Source organism: Kushneria aurantia DSM 21353 (assembly GCF_000382245.1).
GTDB classification, from domain to species: domain Bacteria; phylum Pseudomonadota; class Gammaproteobacteria; order Pseudomonadales; family Halomonadaceae; genus Kushneria; species Kushneria aurantia.
On the sequence record NZ_KB907865.1, the window covers coordinates 145541 to 166171 of the forward strand.

Genomic DNA, 20631 nt, shown 5'->3' on the forward strand with positions numbered 1-20631 from the left:
CTTGCCCGATTCATTGCGGCTGTGACAAGGAAACCCCGTGAGCGATTCGCAGTCTTCTGCTCCCTCTTCCGACGACAGCCCCGATAGCGGGCGGCGCAAGCGTCGCCTGCGCATCCGGTTGATGCTGGGACTGACCGTCGTGCTCCTGCTGGTCGCGATCGGCTGGGGCCTGTGGTGGTATCTGGTCGCGCAGTACAGCATTTCGACCGACGATGCCTATGTGCACGGCAATCGGCTCAATATCATGCCACGCATCAGCGGCACGGTGACGGCCATCGAGGCCGAGGATACCGACTACGTCGGTCAGGGCGAGATGCTGGTCAGGCTGGACGACAGCGATTACCGGCTCGCCCTCGACGAGGCGCTGTCCAATCTTGCCCAGACTACCCGCCAGGTGAGTCAGCTCTACGCCGGCCTGCAGCAGCAGCAGGCGGTCATCGCCAGTCGTGAGGCGAGTCTTCGCCAGGCGCGCGACGACTACCAACGCTCCCGTTCCCTCTATCAGCGCAACGCCGTCTCACAGTCCAGCAACGAGCAGGCGCGCACCACCTTTCAGTCCGCCCAGGCCAACCTGCAGGAGGCACGCAGCGAACTGCAGAGCCTGCAGACCCAGACCGCCGGTGTCGAACCGCAAAATCATCCGCGCGTGCAGGCCGCTGCGCAGCAGGTACGCCAGGCCTGGCTCAACCTGCAGCGCACTACCCTCAAAGCGCCGGTAGCCGGCCAGGTCGCCCAGCGCAGCGTGCAGCTGGGCCAGCAGGTCTCGCCGCAGTCGCCGCTGATGGCGATCGTGCCGCTCGACCAGCTGTGGGTGGAGGCCAACTTCAAGGAGACCGAGCTGGCGCAGGTGCGCATCGGCCAGCCGGTCAACCTCGTGTCGGACTTCTACGGCGACGACGTGATCTACCACGGCAAGGTACTGGGGCTCTCCGCCGGCACCGGCAGCGCCTTCGAACTGCTGCCGCCGCAGAATGCCACCGGCAACTGGATCAAGGTGGTGCAGCGGGTGCCGGTGCGCGTCAGCCTCGATGGCGATGAGCTGAACCAGCATCCGCTGCGGGTGGGCCTCTCCATGACGGCCACTATCGATCTTCACGACACCAGTGGCGCGGCCCTTACCGAACAGCCATCATCGCGCTCACCGCGCTATTCCACAACGGCCTACAGCGATGATCCGGCACCGATCGAAAAGCGTATCGACGAGGTGATTGCAAACAATCTCGCCGGGAATGCCACTGCGAGTGCGCAGGGTAGCGCGGACTCGAACCGCAATGGCCAGTGAGAGTGCCGCGCGCCAGCCGCCACCGCCGCTGAGCGGCGCAATCCTTGCCATCGCCTCGGTGGCGCTGGCGCTGGCGGTGTTCATGAACGTGCTGGATGTTTCGATCGCCAACGTGTCGATCCCCACTCTCGCTGGCGATCTGGGCGTCAGCGCCAATCAGGGCACCTGGGTGATCACCGTGTTTGCCGTCTGCAACGCCATCACGGTGCCTATCTCCGGCTGGCTGGCACGCCGCTTTGGCCAGGTCAGGCTGTTCGTCAGCTGTATTCTGCTCTTTACCCTCGCCTCCTGGCTGTGCGGCTTCGCCGTCAGCTTTCCCATGCTGCTGGCCTGCCGCGCCTTCCAGGGCGCGGTGGCAGGGCCGATGATACCGATGTCGCAGAGCCTGCTGCTGTCGTGCTATCCGCGCGAGAAGCGCGGCACCGCCAACGGCATTTTCGGCATGACAGCGGTGGTAGGGCCGGTCGCCGGCCCCATTCTGGGTGGCTGGATCACCGACAATATCAGCTGGCCGTGGATTTTCTACATCAACGTGCCGATCGGGCTGATCATCGCGCCGCTGTGCTGGTTTCTGCTCAAAGACCGCGAAACGCCGACCCGGCGAGAACCGCTCGATGTCATCGGTCTGGCCCTGCTGATCATCGGCGTCGGCAGCCTGCAGATCATGCTCGATCAGGGTAACGACAAGGGCTGGTTCCAGTCGGGTTATATTGTCACGCTGGCGGTTATCGCCGTCGTCTTTCTGATCTACCTGGTCATCTGGGAGCTGACCGCCGAGCGTCCTGTGGTCGACCTGACGCTGTTTCGCGACCGCAACTTCACCATTGCGACCCTGGTGCTGTGTCTGGGCTACATGGTCTTTTTCGGCGCTATCGTGTTGCTGCCGCTCTGGCTGCAGACCGGGCTGAGTTATACCCCCACCTGGGCCGGTCTGGCCACCGCAGCGCTGGGTATCATGGGGGTGGTCGCCTCGCCTATCGCCGGGCGGCTGAGCGACAAAATGGATGCCCGCATTCTGGTCACCATCGGCTTTGCGATCTTTGCCGCTACCTCCTTTTATGTCAGCAATAGCTCAACGCAGATCCCCTTTGTCGATATCTTCCTGCCGCGCCTGCCCTGGGGTATCGGTACCGCCCTGTTTTTCATTCCGCTTTTGAGCATCGCCTTTTCCAGCCTGCCGCACGAGGAGGTGGCCAGCGCCTCGGGACTGCTCAACTTCCTGCGCCAGCTGTCGCTGGGTTTTGGCACCTCCTTCACCACCACGCTGTGGGATCACCGCACCAGCTTTCATGACCACCGCCTGACCGAGCACGCCACCGTCTTCGACCCCGCTACCCGGCAGTGGCTGGAGCAGCTCCAGGCACTGGGTATGAGCGATGCCCAGAGCCATCAGATGCTGGCCCGGACCATCAGTAACCAGGCGCTGGTGATGTCGACCAACGACCTTTTCTACCTCTCCGGCTGGGTCTTTGCCGGCCTGATGCTGCTGATCTGGATCGCCCGCCCGGCGAAGAGCCACTGAAACTGCCAGACTGACAGCCATTGGCGGTTTTTAAATGCGGAGGGGGGTCATGCAGCCCAGGGGTATTGTCGAAACGGCGCTCTATACCGCCGACATGGCGCGGGCACGGGAATTTTTCGAAAGTGTACTGGGGCTGGCGGCGCATCTTGCCGATGAGCGCTTTACCGCCTATCCGGTGGGTGGCGCCATGCTGCTGCTGTTTCAGCAGGGCCAGACCGACGAGACGGTGCAGCTGCCCGGTACCATGGGCACCATCCCACCGCACAATGGCAGCGGCGCGCAGCACATCGCGCTGGCGATCGGTGCCGAGGAGCTGGACGGCTGGGAACGGCGGCTCAAGGCGCACGGCGTCGAGATCGAGGGGCGCAGCCACTGGCCGCCGGGGGGCGAAAGCCTCTACTTTCGCGACCCCGACGGCCATTTGCTGGAGCTGGTCACGCCCGGCCTGTGGCCGAACTACTGACCGGCAACCCGCCGACGATCAGTTGCTGCTGACCCCGGTATAGCGCCCGGGGCGATGGTTGAGGGTCAGAATGCCCGCCAGCACCGCCGCACCCAGAATCGAGTAGAGCACGTTCTCCACCGGCAGGACGAAAAAGGCGGCCAGCATCACCAGGCCATCGAGCGCCATCTGTACCTTGCCGGCGCTCCAGCCGTAGCGGTCCTGAATATAGAGGGCGAGAATATTGAAACCGCCCAGGCTGCCGCGATGGCGAAACAGCGCCAGCACCCCGAGGCCGATCAGCGCGCCGCCCATCAGGGCGGAGAACAGCGGTTCCACCTCGCCGATCTCGACCCAGCCCTGGAGATTCCAGCTGATCCAGGAGAGCAGTGCGATGGCGGCAAAGGTCTTGAAGGTGAACTGATGGCCCACCCGCTGCCAGGCGAGCCAGTAAAACGGCAGGTTGACGACGAAAAACACCGGGCCGAAGCTCCAGCCGGTGGCGTAGCTGATCAAAAGCGAGATACCGGCGGTGCTGCCGATCAGAATCTGGGCGTGCTCGTAGAGCCCTACCCCCAGCGCCGCACAGGCCGAACCGAGCAGGATGGCAAGCACGTCCTCGTGAAAGCGATGGCGGGTCTGTCCATTATCCATTGACGATATCCTTGTTGTTGTCCGACCGCCGGATAGGCGGCTTTAACGACAGCGCTTGTGGCGCCTCAGGGCATTATCGTCGGCACGGTCAAGAGCGTCGAGCCCGTTGGCTGTCGAATACCGAAACAGACTGTCGGCTTTATCACTCTCCGGAAATTTCGTTTTCAGCGTCGACGCACGCCTCGCTCAATTGCACAAGCAGCGTCGGTAGCGCGGTCTGTAGCGTATTCCAGACAATATCGAGATTGATCTCGAAGTAGCCGTGCGCAATACGGTTACGCATACCACGCATATTCCGCCATGGAATAGCATCGTGCCTACGAATAAAGGCAGGAAAGCCATCCATAATTCTTGCTGCCGCCTCACCCACAATGACGAGACTCATCACAACGGCCTGCTGAGTGCGTCTATCAGCGAAAAACGTCTCTTTTTCCATGCCGTCGGTGAAATCGCGCGCATCAGCGGCAGCCTGACGCATATGCTTCAGATGGTCTCTCAAGCGCTGCGCTTTCATACCGGCCGTGCCCGTGCAAGGATACTGGCCCGATAGCGGACGGGTAGATCTTCCGCTGTCAGCAGATCGACACGAATACCCAGCAGCTCCTCCAGTTCGTCCTGCAGGCCGCCAAGGTCGAAAAGCGTCACGCCGGGCAGCGTGTCCACCAACAGATCAAGGTCGCTGCCCTCCCGATCAGTACCCTCCAGTACCGAACCGAAGATGCGCGGATTCGTGGCGCGGAAACGCTCCATTACTAAACGTATGGCGCTGCGCTGGTGGTCGAGTATTGTCGAGGGTCGCATGAGCATCTCCTCCTTTCGCCTCTACCCACAGGATAATCGATAGGCGCCCACAGGGCAGCTACCTATCCCTCCTGCCGGCATGCTCCACCATCAATTGCAGGCTTTCACGACCGCGGTAGCGGTTGCGCGACAGCCGGTAGGCGCAGTGAATGGCGTCACCCGGGGCAAAGGGCGGTGCCTCGCCGGGGCTGACGGCGCGAAACCAGATAGCGCGCAGCTGGCGGCTGCCGGCATCCAGCGTCATCATCAGGTGGTTGCCCTCGCCGCCCACCAGCCGCGCCTGGTCAATGATGAAACGCCCTTCGAACAGCGGTGCCTCGAACTCGCGACCAAAGGGCGCCAGCGCCTCCAGCTCGTCGAGAACGTCAAGATCGAGTTGCCGGGCATTCAGTTCGCCGTCGCACAGAATCAGCGGGTAGAGCTCGCGGCCGTTCAGCTGCTCATCGACGGCACTCGCCAGCGCGTCGCTAAAGGCATCCAACAGCGCCAACGGCACGCCCACGCCGGCAGCACCGCTATGACCGCCAAAGCGTGGCAGCGCCTCGGGGGCCAGTTCGAAGGCGCGCTGCAGGGCGTCACGCAGGTGCACGCCCGCCACCGAGCGCCCGGAGCCGGTCAGCATGCCCGCTTCGCTGGCCGGCGTCAGCACCAGTGCCGGGCGGCCGAAGGCCTGCACCAGCCGCGAGGCGACGATGCCCTGCACCCCGGGATGGCCCTCCGGCAGATAGATCACCAGCAGCCGCGCCCCCTCCTCGAGCTGCCGATGGGCAAGCGCGCGCGCCTGCTCGGCCATGTCGGCCTCGATCGCCTTGCGCGACTGGTTGTCGTCGTCGAGTACCGCCAGGTAGCGGCGCGCACTGGCGTCGTCGGCGGCCAGCATGAAGTAGAGCGCCGCATAGGGGTCGTCAAGGCGTGAGCGGGCGTTGATGCGCGGCCCCATCTGAAAAGCCAGCGTCTCGGCGGTGAAAGGGGTACTGTCGGCGCCGAGACGCTCCGCCATCACCCGCCAGCAGGGTGCCGCCATGCGGTTGATCAGTTGGAGGCCCAGCGTCACTACCGCCCGGTTGATGGCGCTGTCGCCCAGCGATACGCAGTCGGCCACCGTACCCAGCGCCACATAGGCAAGCCAGGGGGAGAGTTTGGGCGCGTCCTCGGACAGCACTCCGGCAGCGATCAGCTGCGAGCGCACCAGCGACATCAACAGCCAGCTCACCATGCAGCCGGCAATGGTAGCGTCGGGGTAGCCGCAGTCGTCACGCGACGGATTGACTACCGCGTAAGCCGACGCCGGCGGGCCCTCGACGGGCAGGGCGTGGTGATCGGTCACCACCACGTCGATACCGGCTTCCTTCAGCCGGGCGAGACGCGCCTCGTCGCTGGAGCCGCAGTCGGCGCTGATCACCAGCCCCGGCCGCGGCGTCAGCGCCAGGGTTTTTTCCACCAACGCCGCGCTGATGCCGTAGCCGTCGTGAATGCGGTGGCCAATCAGGCTGTGCAACCGCTCGCGGGGGACACCGAAGAGTTCGTTGAGGGTACGCAGGATCACCACGTGGGAGGTGATACCGTCGACGTCATAATCGGTGATGATGCCGATATGCTCGCCGTCGACGATGGCACGCAGGATTCGCTCGGCGCCGCGCTCGGCATCGACGAGCCTGGCGGGATGTTCGATCCAGCGCAGCGCGGGTTGAATCAGCGCCTCCAGCGGCGCCCGCGGCGTTTTCAGACGGCCGGCCAGAATACGCGCCTGCAGCTCGCTGAGGCCGGCGTCGAGCGCTTCGCGATAGAGGGTGTCGCTGCACTCGCGCCCGACGATGCGCGGCACCAGCGATGAGGAGAGCATGGTGGTCATGGGCTACCGAAAAACGAAAAACACGAGAGCCGCCCGGCACTGCGCGGGCCGGAGCGGGCTGGCCGCCCCCGGCCCACTTTTAACGGCGCGTACGAGCGACGAACGCCTGCACCGCCGAGACTTCGGCGGGCAGCACTTCGTAGCGCTCCTCGCGGCTGAGCAGATCGCTCATCGAATCCGGCAGCGCCGCACCCTCGAAGCCCGCCTTGACCACGGCGTCCTCGAACTTGGCCGGGTGGGCGGTGGCCAGCGTAATCATCGGCGTACCGTCACCCGCCCCGGCCACCTCGGCGGCACGGTAGCCGGTGGCGGTGTGGGGGTCGAGCAGCTCGCCGGTGCGCTGGTAAGCCTCGCGAATCACCTCGAGGATGGTGTCGTCATCCACCCGGTGGCTGGCAAAACGCGCCCGCAGCCGCTCAAGCGGCGCCTCGGCCAGTGCCGCCGGCTGCTGCTGGAAGCGCGCCAGCAGGTCGCGCACTGCGTCGCTGTCGCGCGCGTAGGCGTCAAACAGCAGCCGCTCGAAGTTCGACGACACCACGATATCCATCGACGGTGCCAGGGTAGCCAGCAGCTCGCGTTTGGAGAAGTCGTTGTCGGCCAGGGTGCGGTGCAGGATGTCGTTGGCGTTGGTGGCGATCACCAACTGCTTGACCGGCAGGCCCATCTGCGCGGCGCTATAGCCGGCGTAAAGATTGCCGAAGTTGGCCGACGGCACGGTGAAGCTCACCTCGCGGTACGGCGCACCCAGCGCCACGCCGGCAGCGATGTAATAAACGATCTGCGCCATGATGCGCGCCCAGTTGATCGAGTTGACCGCGATCAGCCGGGTGCCGTCGAGAAAAGCCTGGTCGGCGAAGCTCGCCTTGACGATCGCCTGGGCGTCGTCGAAGTTGCCCTCGATGGCAATATTGTGGACGTTATCCGCCAGCACCGTGGTCATCTGACGACGCTGCACCTCGGAGACGCGCTGATACGGGTGCAGGATGAAGATGTCGAGGTGGTCACAGTGGCGACACCCCTCGATCGCCGCCGAGCCGGTATCGCCGGAGGTGGCGCCCATGATCACGCCCTTTTCGCCGCGCTCGGCGAGGAAGTGATCGAGCAGCCGGCCCAGCAACTGCAGGGCGACATCCTTGAAGGCCAGCGTCGGACCGTGGAACAGCTCCAGCAGCCAGTGGTCATGGGAGAGCTGTTTGAGTGGTACCACCGCCTCGTGTTTGAAGGTGGCATAGGTGTCGTCGATGATACGCCTGAGCGTGTCATCCTCGATCTCGCCGCCAACGAAGGGTTTCATGACCCGAAAGGCGATCTCGCTGTAGGGCTGGCCGGCCATCGCCGCCAGCTCCTCGCGGGAGAAATGCGGCAGGGTTTCCGGCACATAGAGGCCACCGTCCGGCGCCAGGCCGGTCAGCATCGCCTGTTCGAAGTTGAGCGCGGGCGCCTCCCCGCGGGTACTGATATAGCGCATGCTCGATTTTCCAGGGTCGCCGCCGGAGCGAGCGACAGCAGCTGTGGGTGTCAAAGCGCCATCGTTGCGGAAGCGCTGAATAAATCACCGAGCGAGGTGTACCGAAACGGCGCACCCTCGCAAGGCGCACGGAACCACAAGACGAGACATGACACTGGATCAGGCTCGCTCGGTAGCGGGGCTCGATAATGGCGCGGCAGATCGCCTGCGGGTGCGATCACCGCGCCCGGCCAGCAACCCCGCCACCGAAATATCTTCATCAAGGGCCTCCCAGTGAATGCCGCGCGGACTCAATTCGTAATCTTCCAACTGCTCGCGGGTGGCCTCCAGCAGACGCGGAAACCACGCCAGCGGCACACCGATGGTACGACCGTCATTGAGTTCGACCCAGAAGCTGTCGGCGTCGAAAGTGACACGCTCAGGCGAAGTAGTCATGCCATGCCCTCTCCAGTTGATCTCTGTGCTCACTCACCATCCGAAGCAACCGGCGCAGCGTGCTGGCATCGAAACCGTCGTTACGTGCCAGTTGAACATTCGGCTCCAGTCAGAATTTGGCTTCCGCACCCGCCCTGAAAACGTGAACGTGTGGCGGTTCGCGCGGCTCTCCCTCGTCCGAATAGAAGAACAGTCTGAAGCCCTCCAGGCGCAGTACGACAGGCATAATGTCTCCCTGCAGCGCGCCTCAGACGTTCTCGTCGAGATTCTCGATGCGAATTCGCGTCACCGGACCGGCAATATCGGCCAGCGCTTCCAGCTGACGCATCGCCTCGTTCATGTTGGCCTCGCGGGTGAGGTGGGTGGTGATGATGATCGGCACCAGCTCGCCCTCGGTCGCCTCCTTCTGGATCAGCGCCTCGATGCTCACCCCCTGCTCGGCGAGAATGGTCGCCACTCGCGCCAGCACACCGGGGCGATCAACCGCCTGCAGACGCATATAGTAGGCGGTGACGATATTGTCCATCGGCAGGATCGGCAGGCTGTTATCGCCCTCGACGATACCGCTGAAGGCCAGATAGGGGGTGCGGTAGTCGTGGTGGGTGGCCATGTCGCGGGCCACGTCGAGCAGATCCGCCACCACCGCCGAAGCGGTCGGTTCGGCACCGGCGCCGGCGCCGTAGTAGAGCGTTGGCCCCACCGCATCGCCCATCACCTCGATGGCGTTTTTCACTCCGTGCACGTTGGCCAGCAGCCGCTCTTTCGGAATCAGCGCCGGATGCACGCGCAGCTCGACGCCTTCCTCGGTACGCCGCGAGATGCCCAGATGCTTGATGATATAGCCCAGCGAGTCGGCCTGGGCGACGTCGTCGAAGGTGATGCGCGAGATGCCCTCGGTGTAGGCGCGCTCGAACTGCAGCGGTACGCCATAGGCGATGGAGGCCAGAATGGTCAGTTTGTGGGCGGCGTCGATACCCTCCACGTCGAAGGTAGGGTCAGCCTCGGCGTAGCCCAGCGCCTGCGCCTCGCTCAGCATGTCATCGAAGCTGCGCCCCTGATCGCGCATGTGGGTGAGGATATAGTTGCCGGTGCCGTTGATGATGCCGGCTACCCACTGAATGCGGTTGGCGCCCAGCCCCTCGCGCAGCGACTTGATCACCGGAATACCGCCGGCCACCGCCGCCTCGAAGGCAACGATCACGCCCTTGTCGGCGGCGGCGCGGAAAATCTCGTTGCCGTGTACCGCGATCAATGCCTTGTTGGCGGTGACCACGTGCTTGCCGTTGTGGATCGCCTCGAGCACCAGCTCGCGGGCGGTCTCATAGCCGCCGATCAGCTCCACCACCACATCAATACGCGGATTGCGCACCACGTCGAAAACGTCCGCGGTGACGGGAATACCGGTCAGATCGCACTGCGGGTTGTCGCGACGCGCCGCCACCTGCTCGATCACCAGCGGGCGTCCGGCGCGACGCTCGATGTCCACGGCGTTGCGCATCAGCACGTTGAACGTGCCGGCGCCTACCGTCCCCAGTCCGCAAATGCCTACCCTTACCGGTTCCACCTTGTTCGACCTCTATGCGTTATGCGTTCACTGATCGGTTATCGACTGTCATGTACTGAACGAAGCGGCCGCAACCGCCCGGACAGCGCAGTGTAACGCCGCCGACGGCCTCTTTGCATGTCCTCATGGCGTGCTATTGGTCGAGCGCCAGCATGCTGATCAGCCTGTCGACCGGCACGTAGCCCGGCACCATCTCGCCATCGGGCAGTACGATCGCCGGGGTTCCCTGGATACCGATGCGCCGCCCCAGTGCGAACTGCTGATTGACGACAGCACTGCAGGTCTCGTCGCTGTCGATCTCGCGACCCTGCATGCCGGCGGTCATCGCCTCGCTGCGGTTGTCGCTGCACCAGACACGCGCCAGCTGCCGTGCCCCTTCGCTGTCGGGGCCGGAGCGCGGAAAGGCGAAGTAGCGCACTTCGATACCGCGATCCAGCAGCGCCGGCACCTCCTCGTGAAACTGGCGACAGTAGGGGCAGGTGGTATCGGTAAAAACATTGAGTACCGCCTTCACTTCACCGGCGGGGCGAAAAATCACCGTCTGCTCGTCGGGCACCTGCGCCACCAGTTCGCTGCGCTCGCGCTGCTGTCGCTGCTCGGTCAGGTTGACCATCTGCCCGTCGGCGTTGCGGTAGAGATTGCCCACCAGCAGGTACTCGCCGCTGCGGTCGCTGTAAAAGGTCTGGCCGCTCTCCAGTTGCACCTCGAAGATGCCGGGAAGCGGCGTGCTGGTTACCGAGCTGACCGGCATGGCGCGCCCGTTGACCACCAGCCGCTCGGCCAGGTTGTCGGGAACATCGCCGTCGCCGGCAAGGGCGGCACCGGGCAGCATCATGGCGCTCAGCAGGGTGGCAGCCAGAACGCTACCGGGCCGGGTAAAAAGACGTGCCAGCATAAAAAGATCAGCCTCTGGGATGGTGTTGTGCATGAATGGCTTCCAGCCGCGCCTGGGCGACCCGGGTATAGATCTGGGTGGTGGAGAGATCGCGATGGCCCAGCAGCTCCTGCACCACACGCAGATGCGCACCGTGATTGAGCAGATGGGTGGCGAAGGCGTGGCGCAGGGTGTGGGGCGACAACGGCGCGTCGATAGCGGCGCGGGCGGCGTGATGCCGGATACGATGCCAGAAGGTCTGACGCCTCATGAAGCAGTCGTCGCGGCCGGGAAACAGCGGCGCGCGGGTAATATCGCGCATCAGCTCGCCACGCCCCTCGCGCAGGTAGCGCTCCAGCCACTCGATCGCCTCCTCACCCAGCGGCACCAGCCGTTCGGCATCACCCTTGCCCAGCACCCGCACCACTCCCTGGCGCAGATTGACGCTGTCAACCCGCAGCCCCACCAGCTCTGAGACCCGCAGGCCACAGCTGTAGAGCACTTCCAGCATAGCGCGGTCACGCAGCCCCAGCGCCGTCGCGGCGTCCGGTGCGCGCAGCAGTCGATCGACATCGGCCTCCGACAGCGTAGCGGGCAGGCCGGCGCGCGCGCGAGGGGCGACGATATCGGCCAGCGGATCGCGCTCGAGGCGCTCGGTGACCATCGCCCAGCGATAGAAGCGGCGCAGGCTGGAGGTCAATCGCGCGCTCGAACGGTCGCTGTAGCCCTGGGTGCGGCGCTTGTCGATCAGCTCGCGGTAGTTCACACCGTCGGCATCCAGCAGCCTGCACTGATGTTCGGCCAGATGGCGCTGCCACTGCTGCAGATCGCGTCGATAGGCCGCCAGCGTGTTGTCGCTGGCGCCGCGTTCAAGCCACAGGGCATCGAGAAAGGTATCGATCAGATCGGAGGACATGGCGGCTCATATCAGGAAGGCGCGGCTAACCGTCCACACACGCCTGTCGCGGCGTTGCGCAGGAACAGCATACACCAGCGAGGGTCCGGTTGGCCTGCGACCGTAAACAGAAAACCCCGACCGCTGTTCACGGACGGGGTTGATCGAAGCGCCTTGCGCAGCCTGCGACAGATTGCAGCTTACGACTTGCGCGACAGCTTCTCCTTGATACGCGCCGACTTGCCGCTGCGCTCGCGGAGATAGTAGAGCTTGGCCTGGCGAACGTCACCGCGACGACGCACTTCGATGTCGGCGATGACCGGGCTGTAGGTCTGGAAAGTACGCTCGACGCCCACGCCGTGGGAAACCTTGCGCACGGTGAAGGCGGAGTTGAGGCCGCGGTTGCGCTTGCCGATCACAACGCCCTCGAAGGCCTGCAGACGCTCACGACTGCCCTCGACTACCTTGACCTGCACCACCACGGTGTCGCCGGGACCGAAGGAGGGAATTTCCTTGTTGATCTGCTCGTTTTCGAGCGCCTGGATAATCGGGTTCTTGCTGCTCATGACATGCTGCTCCATTGGGTCCCGGCACCGGGCACGGGAGGTATAAAGTGGGTGACGCGAAAAACGCTTTCAGGGCGCCTTTCGCACCGCCGCATCAGGAGAATCGCAGGCATCCCCTGTTGCGTGTTCGTCGATGAATTCATCGAGCAGACGACGCTGTTCATCATTCAGCGTCGTCTCCTGCAAAAGCTCGCGCCGACGTTGCCAGGTGCGCCCCAGCGACTGTTTGAGACGCCAGCGGCGAATCTCTTCGTGATTCCCCCCCAGCAATACCGGCGGCACGCGCAGACCGTCGATCTCCTCCGGCCGCGTATAGTGCGGGCAGTCGAGCAGGCCGTCGCTGAAGGAGTCCTCCTGCGCCGAGGCCTGATGGCCCAGCACACCGGGCACCAGCCGCGCCATGGCGTCGCACAGCACCATGGCCGGCAGCTCACCACCGCTGAGAACGTAATCGCCGATCGAGCACTCTTCATCGATATCCAGATCGATGACGCGCTCGTCGATGCCCTCATAGCGCCCGGCCACCAGAATCAGCCGCGAGTAGCCGGCCAGACGGCGTACACCGCTCTGATCGAGCGGCTTGCCCTGTGGCGACAGATAGACGACACGGGCGGGTTCCTGACTCGCCGCGTCGCCCGTCGCCCGGGCCGCACCGCGCTGTGCCTCGGCAATGGCGCGGCGCAGCGTATCGACCTTCATCAGCATGCCGGGACCGCCGCCATAGGGGCGATCATCAACGCTGCGATGACGATCCAGCGCATAATCGCGCGGGTTCCAGCACGCGATGTCCATCAGCCCGCGATCCACCGCGCGCCCGGTCACCCCGTGACGGGTAACCGCATCGAACATCTCCGGGAACAGCGAGACGACACCAATCCACACGGCCGTATACTCAAAATTCCGGGTCCCAGTCGACCACCAGCTGGCCGGCCTCGAGGTCGACGCGGCGAATCACGTCGTCGGGGACGAAGGGCAAAAGCCGCTCGCGATCCTCGCCGCGCACCACCAGCACGTCATTGGCACCGGTTTCGAACAGGTACTCGACCCGCCCCAGCGCCACGCCATCCAGGGTGATGACCGCCAGCCCTTCCAGCTGATACCAGTAGTACTCGCCCGCTTCCAGCCGCGGCAGCTCGGCGGTTTCGAGCAGTATGGTGGCACTTGCCAGCTGCTCGGCCGCTTCGCGGCTATCAACCCCTTCCAACCGGGCAATAAGCCCCTTGCCGTGGCGCTGACCACCCACAAGACGCAGCCTTTTGCACTCGCCCTGCTGCTCGATCAGCCAGTAGTCGTAGTCGAGAATGCCCTCGATCGGGCTGGTCCATGAGTAGACGCGCAGCCAACCCTTCACGCCGTGTGGGCTGGTCAACTGCCCCAGCACCACCTGGTCGTTCGACCGCGCTGAAGATGAAGAGCTCATGCGCTACTCACTGACCGGATCGGCTTCGGTCTCAGGCGGAAGCGGTCTGCTGCTTGCGCGCAAAACGCACCAGCTCGGCGACGCGGTCGGAAAGCTGAGCGCCGTGCGACTGCCAGTGCTCAATGCGTTCCAGATCGATACGCAGACGCTCCTGCTGACCGCGCGCCACCGGGTTGAAAAAGCCCACCTGCTCGAGGAAGCTGCCGTCGCGCTTGGTGCGCGAATCGGTGACGTGAAGATGGTAAAAGGGACGCTTCTTGGCGCCGGCACGTGCCAGACGAATGGTTACCATGGCGTTGACAATCCTTGAGTTGAAATGGTGCCGCGCCTTTCCGTAACCGGAAAGGCGCGACGAAACCGGATTCAGGCCGCGAGCATTGCCCCATCGCGTTGTGCCACGACCGCGATATGCTGATCATCGGGTCGGCACTGTACGCGGGCACCCGCCGCAAAGACGCAGCATTCTACGCCAATTGACAGCTTTTGGAAACTACCGGACGGCAGGCGTTCAGCGTCGCCGGGAGCGACCGCCGCCCATGCCCCCCATACCGCCGGGACCACCCATTCCCCCGGGGCCGCCCATACCGCCACCGCCCATCATCGCGCTCATGCCGCGCATCATGTTCTGCATGCCGCCTTTCTTGCCCATCTTCTTCATCATTTTCTGCATCTGCTTGTGCTGCTTGAGCAGACGATTGAGATCGGGAACCTGGGTACCGGAGCCGGCACAGATGCGGCGCTTGCGCGAGCCGTTGATAAGATCGGGTTTGCGACGCTCCTTCGGTGTCATCGAGTTGATCATCGCCTCGAGCTTGCCGAACTCCTTCTCGCTGGCCTGCCCCTGGGCCATTTCGGCCATCTGCCCCATGCCGGGCAGCTTCTCCAGCATGCCGCCCATGCCGCCCATGCTCTTGAGCTGCTGAAGCTGATCGCGGAAATCCTCCAGATCGAAGCTCTCGCCCTTCTTGATCTTTTTATTAAGCTGGTCGGCCTTCTGGCGGTCGACCTTGCGCTCGGCCTCCTCGATCAGGCTGAGCACATCCCCCATACCGAGGATGCGCGAGGCGATGCGGTCGGGGTGAAAGGGCTCCAGCGCGTCGGTCTTCTCGCCCATGCCGAGAAACTTGATCGGCTTGCCGGTGATGTGACGCACCGACAGTGCCGCACCGCCGCGCGAATCGCCGTCCGCCTTGGTCAGGATCACGCCGGTCAGCGGCAGCGCATCATGGAAGGCGCGCGCCGTGGTGGCGGCGTCCTGGCCGGTCATGGCATCGACCACGAACAGCGTCTCCTGCGGCGCAATAGCGCGATGCAGGTCGCTGATCTCGCCCATCATGGTGTCGTCGATGTGCAGGCGGCCGGCGGTATCGACCAGCACCACGTCGAAGAACTGAATGCGGGCGTGGCGAATCGCCGCCTCGGCGATAGCCACCGGCTGCTGCTCGCTGGTGGAGGGGAAGAACTCGACGCCCACTTCCGAGGCCAGCGTCTCGAGCTGATCGATCGCCGCCGGACGGTAGACGTCCGCCGACACCACCAGCACTTTCTTTTTCTCCCGCTCGCGCAGAAAGCGCGCCAGCTTGGCCACCGAGGTGGTCTTGCCGGCACCCTGCAGGCCGGCCATCAGGATGATCGAGGGGGTCTGCCTGAGCTCGAGGGGCACGTTGCCCTCGCCCATGGTGGCCTCGAGTTCCTGCTGGACGATCTTGACGAACTGCTGACCCGGCGACAGGCTTTTCGACACCTCCTGGCCAACGGCGCGCTCGCGCACGCGCTCGACGAAGTCCTTCACCACCGACAGCGAGACATCGGCCTCCAGCAGTGCACGGCGGACTTCACGCAGGGTATCCTTGATGTTCTCTTCGGTCAGACGCGCCTGGCCGGTTACCGACCTGAGCGTGTGCGAGAGACGATCTGACAGGCTATCAAACATGGGCTTCTCCACGGGAGCGGCGGCGCGTCCGGCAGGCAACGAATGCCTGTGCCATGCGCTGAAAGCCGTGCTCCTGAACCGATGGCGGGAAAATAATGGGCACTATTATAACGTTTCAGGGCACCACCATGCATCCGCTCTCCCCGCCCCGCGCTCGCGCGCCGGTTTCAGTCGGCAGCGGCTGCCGTTATAGTAGGCCATGCTGACGCGCGCATGACTGTCGCGTCGCCCTGTCATGGTCGTCCGTCGTAGCGGGCAGGACGACCCTGCCGAACGGACTTCCGGTTATTGATGCTCACGCTTTTATTCGCGCTGGCCGCAGTCGTGCTCTACTGCGTGGCCGCGCTGCGCCAGATGCTGGCCCTGACTCGACACCTGCCGGTACGCAACACCCCGGTACGCATCGCCGGCGGGCTGGCCGTGCTGTGCCACGCGCTGGTCGTCTGGCACGCCGTCGACACCACCGTCGGCTTTAATCTCGGCTTCAGCGAAATCGCCTCGCTGGTATTCTGCGCGATTACCGCACTACTGCTGGGCGTCAGCCTGTTCAAACCGGTACTGCCGGCCGCTGCCGGCTTTTTTCCGCTGGCGGCGCTGAGCGTGATCGCCACCGTCGGCCTGCCGGACCCGAGCATCGAATACGGTTTCACCCCCGGCATTCTGATCCACGTGGCCACCTCGGTGCTGGCCTACGCGCTGCTGCTCATCGCCGCCGGTCAGGCAATCCTGGTCGCCATTCAGACCCACGCTCTCAAGCACAATCGCATCCGCGGCGTGATCCAGGTGCTGCCGCCGTTGACCGCCATGGAGCGGCTGATGTTCGACCTGATCCGCTATGGCACCGGCGTGCTGACCGTTTCCATCCTCAGCGGCCTCATCTTCATCGACAATATTTTCGCCCCGCAAATGGCGCCCAAGTCAGTGCTGTCACTGTGCGCCTGGGTACTCTTCACCCTGCTTTTATGGGGGCGCTATCGGCGTGGCTGGCGCGGTCCCATGGCGGTGCGCTGGACACTGGCCGCGGTAGTGGTACTGATCATGGCCTGGTTCGGCACCCGGCTGCTGCTGTAGGACTCGCCTACACTTGCCCCGGCACCTGTTTACTGCAAGAGTTCGATAACCGATATCGAGGATCCGATACCCTTGAGCAATGACACTCCCCTTGGGCTGATGTTCGGCCTGCTCGTGCTGCTCATCATCATATCCGCCTTCTTCTCCAGTTCGGAGACCGGCATGATGTCGATCAACCGCTACCGGTTGAAGCATCAGGCCAACACCGGTCAGCGCAGCGCGCGGCGCGTATTGCGCATGCTGTCACGCCCCGACCGTCTGATCGGCGTGATTCTGATCGGCAACAACTTTGCCAACAACCTGGCGGCGTCGATCGCCACTCTGATCGCGATCCACTTCTTTGGCGAGGTCTCCGGCCCGGCGATCGCCACTGCGCTGCTGACGCTGGTGGTACTGATCTTCGCCGAGGTAACCCCCAAGACGCTGGCCGCGCTACGACCGGATCGCATTGCCCTGCCCGCCTCGGTCATTCTGGAACCGCTGCTGCGCGCGCTCTATCCGCTGGTGTGGCTGGTCAACGGCATCTCCAACAATCTGCTGCGACTGGTCGGGGTGCGTGAAATCGACGGCAGCACCTCACATCTGACCCGCGATGAACTGCGTACCGTGGTCCACGAGGCGGGCACCATGATTCCGCGCCGCCACCAGACCATGCTGCTGTCGATCCTCGATCTGGAAAACGTCACCGTCAACGACATCATGGTGCCCCGCCACGAAATCGTGGGACTGGATCTCGAGGATGACATCGACACCCTGATCGATGTCATGCGTACCAGCCAGCACACTCGTGTGCCGGTCTATCGGGGCGACGTCAACAACATCATCGGCATCCTCCATCTGCGCAACTCGGCGCGCATCCTGTCGCAGTCCAGCGTCAGCAAGGCGTCGATCGTTCAGGAGGCACGCGAGCCCTACTTCATTCCCGAGTCGACGCCGCTGCATACCCAGATGCTCAACTTTCAGCAGCAGAAACGGCGTATCGGCATCGTGGTCGACGAATACGGCGACGTGGAGGGCCTGGTGACGCTGGAGGATATCCTCGAGGAGATCGTCGGCGAGTTCACCACCGATATTGCCGACAGCCATCAGGAGATTCACACCCGGGAGGATGGCAGCTACATCATCGGCGGCACCGCCAATATCCGCGAGATCAACAAGGTGCTGGGCTGGCAGCTGCCCACGGCCGGCCCCAAGACCCTCAACGGCCTGATCCTCGAGCATCTCGAATCCTTCCCCGACGCCCCCGCCAGCCTCGAAATCGGCCCGGTACGGATGGAGATCCTCGATATGAAGGAAAATCTGATCACCTCGACACGCTGCTGGCAGCCGGTCCGGCGCGGTTCGCGACGTGGCGAGGGCGACAGGAGCTGACAGCGCCTTTGGGACTGGCTTAAGCCTTCGCTGTTAGGCTTTACGTCTCCGCGATAATCCTGTCGAGGACACGTCATGACAGCTCCCCTTCACAACCGCTCGGCGCGGCATGCGGTATCTGCCGGAATGCGCCACCGCTGGCGTATCGCCATCGCTGTGCTGCTGGTCGCCTCGGTGCCGGCCATGCAGGCGTATGGCTGCGAAGAGAGCCGCGACAACGTCAGCCAGGATGACGTCCTGCAGATGACCGAAAACGGGCGCATCGAGCCCTTTGGCCGGATTCTCGAAAAGGCCCACGCGCGTATCGAGGGCAAACTGCTGGAAGCCAAGCTCGACTGTATCGACCATCGCTATGTTTACGAAATCGATATGCTCGCTCATGATGGACAGATCAGGGCGCTGAAATTCGATGCCGTTACCGGCCGGCACCTGGACCTTGCAGAAGATTGAGGAAAATACCATGCGGCTGCTACTGATCGAAGACAATGTCCCGCTGGCGGACGAGTTGACCGCACTCTTTACCCAGCACGGCTACGCCGTCGACTGGTGCACCGATGGCCGTGACGCCGCCGTCATGGCCACCAGCGAACCCTTCGATGTGATCGTGCTCGACCTGGGTCTGCCGGGCCGACCGGGGCTGACGCTGCTCGAGCAGTGGCGCGCCGACGGTCTCGATATTCCCATCCTGATTCTGACCGCCCGCTCCAGCTGGAGCGAGCGCATTACCGGTCTGCGTGCCGGCGCCGATGACTATCTGCCCAAGCCCTTCCACCCCGACGAGCTGATTCTACGCCTGCAGGCACTGGTGCGTCGCCGCCATGGGCAACGCCCCTCGCCGACCATTTCGGTCGCCGGCGTGGTGCTGGATGAAAACGGCCAGAGCGCCTGGCGCGCATCCAACGAAACACCGGTCAATCTGACTCGCGCCGAGTTCGCCATCCTGCGCTATCTGATGCTGCATCCCGACCATGTGATCGCCAAGGACCGGCTGCTCGATCACCTCTACGACAGTGAGCACGACCGCAACCCCAACGTGGTCGAGGTGCATATCAACCATCTTCGTCAGAAACTGGGGCGCGGCGTCATCGTCACTCAGCGCGGTCAGGGCTACCGCTTCGGCGGGGACGCCACCGCCGCCTGATGTCGCTCACTCGCCGTCTCGATCTGGGGCTGCTCGCCTCGGTACTGGTCGTCATGCTGCTGCTGGCCCACGGCAGCGTGGTGCTGTTTGACCAGGTGATGCGCGACTATCTGACCGAGCGTCTGCGCGAAGACGCCGAGAGTCTCGCCACCCTGCCGGTAAACAGCAATAACGAGGTGCAGATCGACCCGCTGCGCCTGCGCGCCTCCTTCAATCAGGTCTACTCGGGCCAGTATTTCGTCATCGATATCGACGATGACATCCACCTGCGCTCGCGCTCGCTGTGGGACTATCGCCTCAAGCCGGCGAGCGGCGATACCGCTCAGATTCGCCGCGGACCCGAGGGGCAGTCACTGCTGGTCTGGACCGGCCGCTACCACCGCGGCGACCACCACTTCACCATCACCACCGCGCTCGACTACAGCTCCGTCACCCGGCGACTCGACTGGCTGCGACTGTGCATCTGGGCGCTGGGCGGCGTGATGGCGATTCTGCTGGTATTCATCCAGCGCCGTGTGATCCGACTCGGTCTCAAACCACTGGGGCGGCTACAGCGCGAACTGGCGCAGCTCCACGAGGGGCGACGCATGGCGCTGGAGACCCGCGTACCGGACGAGATCGCGCCCTTCGTCGCGGAGCTCAATCATCAGCTGGGACGCATCGAGCAGGTGCTCAACCGCTCCCGCGACGGCATCGCCAACCTCAGCCACGCCCTCAAGACGCCACTGTCGGTAATGGAGGCGCAGCTGGCGCGGCGCGAGCTGGAGCAGTTCCCGGATCTGCGCAACTCCCTGCACGCCCGCCTTGACGACATTCACCGGCTGGTGGAACGCGAGCTGCAGCGCGCCCGGCTGGATACCGGCGAGGTCTCCCCGGCGGCGCGCTTTCGCCCCGCTACTGACCTCGCGCCGCTGATCGAAACGCTGCGCGAAATCTATCCCGACATCACCTTCGTCGACGACAGCGCCGAGCTACCGTCGCTGCCGTGGGATCGCGACGAGATGCTGGAGGTACTCGGCAATCTGCTCGACAACGCCGGCAAGTGGGCCGCCAGTCTGGCAAGGCTGACACTCGCCAGGGAGGATGAGTGGCTGGTCATGACGGTCGAGGATGACGGCCCCGGCATCCCGGCCGAAAAACGCAGCCACGTCATGGGGCGCGGCACACGGCTGGACGAGCAGGTCAGCGGACACGGGCTGGGACTGGGGATCGTCGAGCAGATCGTGCAGCACTACGGCGGCCGGCTGCGCCTGGAGGATAGCGCGCTGGGCGGGCTGATGGTCACCGTCGAGCTGCCGATAAGCGGCGATTGAGAAGGCGTTGACGGAGGAACCCGGACA

22 protein-coding genes and 1 pseudogene are annotated in these 20631 nt (G+C 64.1%); 8 read left to right on the forward strand and 15 right to left on the reverse strand.

The window, feature by feature from the left end:
* Positions 1–37: 37 nt before the first annotated feature.
* From H146_RS18440 to H146_RS0104745, 3 genes are read left to right on the forward strand one after another with little or no spacing between them, the layout of a single operon-like run.
* Complete coding sequence (locus tag H146_RS18440; protein ID WP_019950715.1) at positions 38–1282, forward strand: HlyD/EmrA/EmrK family protein; 1245 nt, start codon at positions 38–40, stop codon at positions 1280–1282.
* Positions 1272–2804, forward strand: a complete 1533-nt coding sequence (locus H146_RS0104740; RefSeq protein ID WP_019950716.1) for a DHA2 family efflux MFS transporter permease subunit — start codon at positions 1272–1274, stop codon at positions 2802–2804. The genes H146_RS18440 and H146_RS0104740 overlap by 11 nt, the downstream gene beginning before the upstream one ends.
* A 49-nt stretch (positions 2805–2853) precedes the next feature.
* Positions 2854–3267, forward strand: a complete 414-nt coding sequence (locus H146_RS0104745) for a VOC family protein (protein ID WP_019950717.1) — start codon at positions 2854–2856, stop codon at positions 3265–3267.
* An 18-nt stretch (positions 3268–3285) separates the two neighbouring features.
* Here H146_RS0104745 and H146_RS0104750 read toward each other — a convergent pair whose 3' ends face one another.
* From H146_RS0104750 to ffh, 15 genes and pseudogenes are all read right to left on the reverse strand, one after another.
* Positions 3286–3900, reverse strand: a complete 615-nt coding sequence (locus tag H146_RS0104750) for a YitT family protein (RefSeq protein WP_019950718.1) — start codon at positions 3898–3900, stop codon at positions 3286–3288.
* Between the two features lie 142 nt (positions 3901–4042).
* Positions 4043–4414, reverse strand: a complete 372-nt coding sequence (locus H146_RS0104755) for a HepT-like ribonuclease domain-containing protein (protein ID WP_019950719.1) — start codon at positions 4412–4414, stop codon at positions 4043–4045.
* Entirely contained in the window at positions 4411–4701 is a 291-nt protein-coding gene (locus H146_RS0104760; protein WP_019950720.1) for a nucleotidyltransferase family protein, read from the reverse strand. The genes H146_RS0104755 and H146_RS0104760 overlap by 4 nt, the downstream gene beginning before the upstream one ends.
* Before the next feature lie 58 nt (positions 4702–4759).
* Positions 4760–6553, reverse strand: a complete 1794-nt coding sequence (locus H146_RS0104765; RefSeq protein WP_019950721.1) for a single-stranded-DNA-specific exonuclease RecJ — start codon at positions 6551–6553, stop codon at positions 4760–4762.
* Positions 6554–6632: 79 nt separating this feature from the next.
* Positions 6633–8021, reverse strand: coding sequence for a threonine synthase (thrC, locus tag H146_RS0104770; RefSeq protein WP_019950722.1), 1389 nt, complete (start codon positions 8019–8021; stop codon positions 6633–6635).
* A 159-nt stretch (positions 8022–8180) separates the two neighbouring features.
* Positions 8181–8456, reverse strand: a complete 276-nt coding sequence (locus H146_RS0104775; RefSeq protein WP_019950723.1) for a DUF2442 domain-containing protein — start codon at positions 8454–8456, stop codon at positions 8181–8183.
* Positions 8440–8682: pseudogene (locus tag H146_RS19965) on the reverse strand (DUF4160 domain-containing protein). Before H146_RS19965 ends, H146_RS0104775 begins: the two are co-directional and overlap by 17 nt.
* A 21-nt stretch (positions 8683–8703) precedes the next feature.
* The gene (locus H146_RS0104785; RefSeq protein ID WP_026351757.1) at positions 8704–10020 is read right to left on the reverse strand and encodes a homoserine dehydrogenase; all 1317 of its coding nucleotides are present in this window, start codon (positions 10018–10020) and stop codon (positions 8704–8706) included.
* Between the two features lie 133 nt (positions 10021–10153).
* Entirely contained in the window at positions 10154–10948 is a 795-nt protein-coding gene (locus H146_RS0104790) for a DsbC family protein (protein ID WP_019950726.1), read from the reverse strand.
* Positions 10923–11810, reverse strand: a complete 888-nt coding sequence (gene xerD, locus H146_RS0104795) for a site-specific tyrosine recombinase XerD (protein WP_019950727.1) — start codon at positions 11808–11810, stop codon at positions 10923–10925. Before xerD ends, H146_RS0104790 begins: the two co-directional genes overlap by 26 nt.
* A 179-nt stretch (positions 11811–11989) precedes the next feature.
* Positions 11990–12355, reverse strand: a complete 366-nt coding sequence (gene rplS / locus H146_RS0104800; protein WP_019950728.1) for a 50S ribosomal protein L19 — start codon at positions 12353–12355, stop codon at positions 11990–11992.
* A gap of 69 nt (positions 12356–12424) precedes the next feature.
* The gene (gene trmD, locus H146_RS18450) at positions 12425–13237 is read right to left on the reverse strand and encodes a tRNA (guanosine(37)-N1)-methyltransferase TrmD (protein ID WP_051090962.1); all 813 of its coding nucleotides are present in this window, start codon (positions 13235–13237) and stop codon (positions 12425–12427) included.
* A gap of 10 nt (positions 13238–13247) precedes the next feature.
* Positions 13248–13775: a ribosome maturation factor RimM gene (gene rimM, locus H146_RS0104810; protein WP_019950730.1), complete on the reverse strand. Its 528-nt coding sequence runs from the start codon at positions 13773–13775 to the stop codon at positions 13248–13250.
* A 31-nt stretch (positions 13776–13806) separates the two neighbouring features.
* Positions 13807–14067, reverse strand: a complete 261-nt coding sequence (gene rpsP, locus H146_RS0104815) for a 30S ribosomal protein S16 (RefSeq protein ID WP_019950731.1) — start codon at positions 14065–14067, stop codon at positions 13807–13809.
* A 216-nt stretch (positions 14068–14283) separates the two neighbouring features.
* On the reverse strand, positions 14284–15708 hold the full coding sequence (ffh, locus tag H146_RS0104820; RefSeq protein ID WP_019950732.1) for a signal recognition particle protein: 1425 nt from the start codon (positions 15706–15708) through the stop codon (positions 14284–14286).
* Positions 15709–15999: 291 nt separating this feature from the next.
* On the opposite strand from ffh, the gene H146_RS0104825 reads away from it, so the two are divergent.
* The 5 genes from H146_RS0104825 (at position 16000) to H146_RS0104845 (ending at position 20604) form a co-directional block, all read left to right on the forward strand.
* On the forward strand, positions 16000–16779 hold the full coding sequence (locus H146_RS0104825) for a cytochrome C assembly family protein (RefSeq protein ID WP_019950733.1): 780 nt from the start codon (positions 16000–16002) through the stop codon (positions 16777–16779).
* A gap of 72 nt (positions 16780–16851) precedes the next feature.
* Complete coding sequence (locus tag H146_RS0104830) at positions 16852–18150, forward strand: HlyC/CorC family transporter (protein WP_026351758.1); 1299 nt, start codon at positions 16852–16854, stop codon at positions 18148–18150.
* A 75-nt stretch (positions 18151–18225) separates the two neighbouring features.
* Entirely contained in the window at positions 18226–18600 is a 375-nt protein-coding gene (locus H146_RS0104835; protein WP_156826693.1) for a PepSY domain-containing protein, read from the forward strand.
* 10 nt (positions 18601–18610) lie between these two features.
* On the forward strand, positions 18611–19291 hold the full coding sequence (locus tag H146_RS0104840; protein WP_019950736.1) for a response regulator transcription factor: 681 nt from the start codon (positions 18611–18613) through the stop codon (positions 19289–19291).
* On the forward strand, positions 19291–20604 hold the full coding sequence (locus tag H146_RS0104845) for a sensor histidine kinase (RefSeq protein ID WP_019950737.1): 1314 nt from the start codon (positions 19291–19293) through the stop codon (positions 20602–20604). The genes H146_RS0104840 and H146_RS0104845 overlap by 1 nt, the downstream gene beginning before the upstream one ends.
* Positions 20605–20631: the final 27 nt, after the last annotated feature.

What these genes read in the sequence shown, in the direction of transcription:
- H146_RS0104740 (WP_019950716.1), top strand. Translation starts at nt 1,272, where the DNA reads ATGGCCAGTGAGAGTGCCGCGCGCCAGCCGCCACCGCCGCTGAGCGGC.
- H146_RS0104745 (WP_019950717.1), top strand. Translation starts at nt 2,854, where the DNA reads ATGCAGCCCAGGGGTATTGTCGAAACGGCGCTCTATACCGCCGACATG.
- H146_RS0104750 (WP_019950718.1), bottom strand. Translation starts at nt 3,900, where the DNA reads ATGGATAATGGACAGACCCGCCATCGCTTTCACGAGGACGTGCTTGCC.
- H146_RS0104755 (WP_019950719.1), bottom strand. Translation starts at nt 4,414, where the DNA reads ATGAAAGCGCAGCGCTTGAGAGACCATCTGAAGCATATGCGTCAGGCT.
- H146_RS0104760 (WP_019950720.1), bottom strand. Translation starts at nt 4,701, where the DNA reads ATGCGACCCTCGACAATACTCGACCACCAGCGCAGCGCCATACGTTTA.
- H146_RS0104765 (WP_019950721.1), bottom strand. Translation starts at nt 6,553, where the DNA reads ATGACCACCATGCTCTCCTCATCGCTGGTGCCGCGCATCGTCGGGCGC.
- thrC (WP_019950722.1), bottom strand. Translation starts at nt 8,021, where the DNA reads ATGCGCTATATCAGTACCCGCGGGGAGGCGCCCGCGCTCAACTTCGAA.
- H146_RS0104775 (WP_019950723.1), bottom strand. Translation starts at nt 8,456, where the DNA reads ATGACTACTTCGCCTGAGCGTGTCACTTTCGACGCCGACAGCTTCTGG.
- H146_RS0104790 (WP_019950726.1), bottom strand. Translation starts at nt 10,948, where the DNA reads ATGCACAACACCATCCCAGAGGCTGATCTTTTTATGCTGGCACGTCTT.
- xerD (WP_019950727.1), bottom strand. Translation starts at nt 11,810, where the DNA reads ATGTCCTCCGATCTGATCGATACCTTTCTCGATGCCCTGTGGCTTGAA.
- rplS (WP_019950728.1), bottom strand. Translation starts at nt 12,355, where the DNA reads ATGAGCAGCAAGAACCCGATTATCCAGGCGCTCGAAAACGAGCAGATC.
- rimM (WP_019950730.1), bottom strand. Translation starts at nt 13,775, where the DNA reads ATGAGCTCTTCATCTTCAGCGCGGTCGAACGACCAGGTGGTGCTGGGG.
- rpsP (WP_019950731.1), bottom strand. Translation starts at nt 14,067, where the DNA reads ATGGTAACCATTCGTCTGGCACGTGCCGGCGCCAAGAAGCGTCCCTTT.
- ffh (WP_019950732.1), bottom strand. Translation starts at nt 15,708, where the DNA reads ATGTTTGATAGCCTGTCAGATCGTCTCTCGCACACGCTCAGGTCGGTA.
- H146_RS0104825 (WP_019950733.1), top strand. Translation starts at nt 16,000, where the DNA reads ATGCTCACGCTTTTATTCGCGCTGGCCGCAGTCGTGCTCTACTGCGTG.
- H146_RS0104835 (WP_156826693.1), top strand. Translation starts at nt 18,226, where the DNA reads ATGACAGCTCCCCTTCACAACCGCTCGGCGCGGCATGCGGTATCTGCC.
- H146_RS0104840 (WP_019950736.1), top strand. Translation starts at nt 18,611, where the DNA reads ATGCGGCTGCTACTGATCGAAGACAATGTCCCGCTGGCGGACGAGTTG.
- H146_RS0104845 (WP_019950737.1), top strand. Translation starts at nt 19,291, where the DNA reads ATGTCGCTCACTCGCCGTCTCGATCTGGGGCTGCTCGCCTCGGTACTG.